Source organism: Treponema sp. R8-4-B8, from assembly GCF_054786175.1.
The window spans coordinates 1-1,202 of sequence record NZ_BDHE01000109.1 but is presented as its reverse complement, the minus strand read 5'-3'; the positions used below and the strand labels follow the sequence as shown (position 1 = coordinate 1,202).

Here is a 1,202-nt window from a genome sequence, read left to right as displayed (position 1 = left end):
ATTGGGCATACATCTTATACCGCTAATAAGCACATTCAATTTTCTGTTGAATTAGTGGTTCTTTCTGATTTGCTTACCAAGCATAAAAAGACAAATACTTATTAATACTAGGGAAATGCCTACAATGAGTTGTAACAACATTTTTGCCTCTTTATTTACCTTTTCGGCTATGCGGTTACAAGATCGGCATGTTTTATGTTTACAGTTTCATGTGCGTTATTGTTCTTTGAGGTTTCTGGTGCAAGGCACATTTCGTCATATTCACGCATTCTGGCTTCTGAAATAGCGCCAATATGGAATTTTTCAGTTGCGCTCTCGTGGATCATTTTCGCTATGTCGCTTTCGTATTTCATTTTATTTCCTCTTTTTAAACCGCATGAGCGGTCGTTAATCGAATTCATCGCAACGCGATGAAAATCATCCTTCAGTAATTTCAGTCAAAGTTCCACGGTCTAACCATGCTTTTATCTCGCTTTCGGTTAATTTAAAATCATCCTTTGCGTCTTCCTTAAACCTTTTCAAGTCTTTCCCGCTTATGTTGTCCATGTCATTCTTGGAAAAACCATAAACAAAAAACGTGCGGTACTCATTCCTAAAATACACTATAACACGATGTCCGCCCGCTTTCCCTTCGCCTTGTCTGGCTACTCGTACTTTGTATACGTCTCCGCCCAGATTTGCGTCCGCTTGTTTTGCTTCAAGTTTATCGACTATTTCCAGTAATTCATGGTCTGTTATGCCTTCCTTGTTAGCAAAACGATTGAACCATGTGTTTTTGAAAACCCGCACTTTTATATAATAACTGTAAAGTTGATGTATTTCAAGGGTTAAAACGCAATGCCCTAATGCCTCTCTCCCCTCTCCTCTACATGATGTATGCCCAAGAATTTATTCAGTACAGTCAGGGCAGGGCTGCGGGTGGCAAAAACTCTGGGAGAGCCCGCCTTCGAGCCTTTTCAGCGACTGAACAGCGGTGGGTAGAAAGCTTTATCGTGGGTTTGTCGCTGAACTTTTATTCTCTGAATTTTCTTTGTTTTATTACAAAGTCTCTACGGCGGGGAACCCACAGAAGACGTTTTTACCACCCGCAGCCTGCCCTGACTGTACTCAAGACGTTATTGGGCATACATCATCTTGTAACGCATATTAGCATTTTACCACTGTGAGCTATATAACAATGAACAATTAGCAATTAGTAACAG

Annotated in this window: 2 protein-coding genes; both read right to left on the bottom strand. The window is 40.5% G+C overall.

Annotated elements, in window-relative coordinates; all coding sequences use genetic code 11:
* Positions 1-167: 167 nt before the first annotated feature.
* The gene (locus ACYVRA_RS06605; RefSeq protein ID WP_461251953.1) at positions 168-353 is read right to left on the bottom strand and encodes a hypothetical protein; all 186 of its coding nucleotides are present in this window, start codon (positions 351-353) and stop codon (positions 168-170) included.
* A 64-nt stretch (positions 354-417) separates the two neighbouring features.
* Positions 418-789, bottom strand: a complete 372-nt coding sequence (locus tag ACYVRA_RS06600) for a type II toxin-antitoxin system RelE/ParE family toxin (RefSeq protein WP_461251952.1) — start codon at positions 787-789, stop codon at positions 418-420.
* Positions 790-1,202 lie beyond the last annotated feature (413 nt).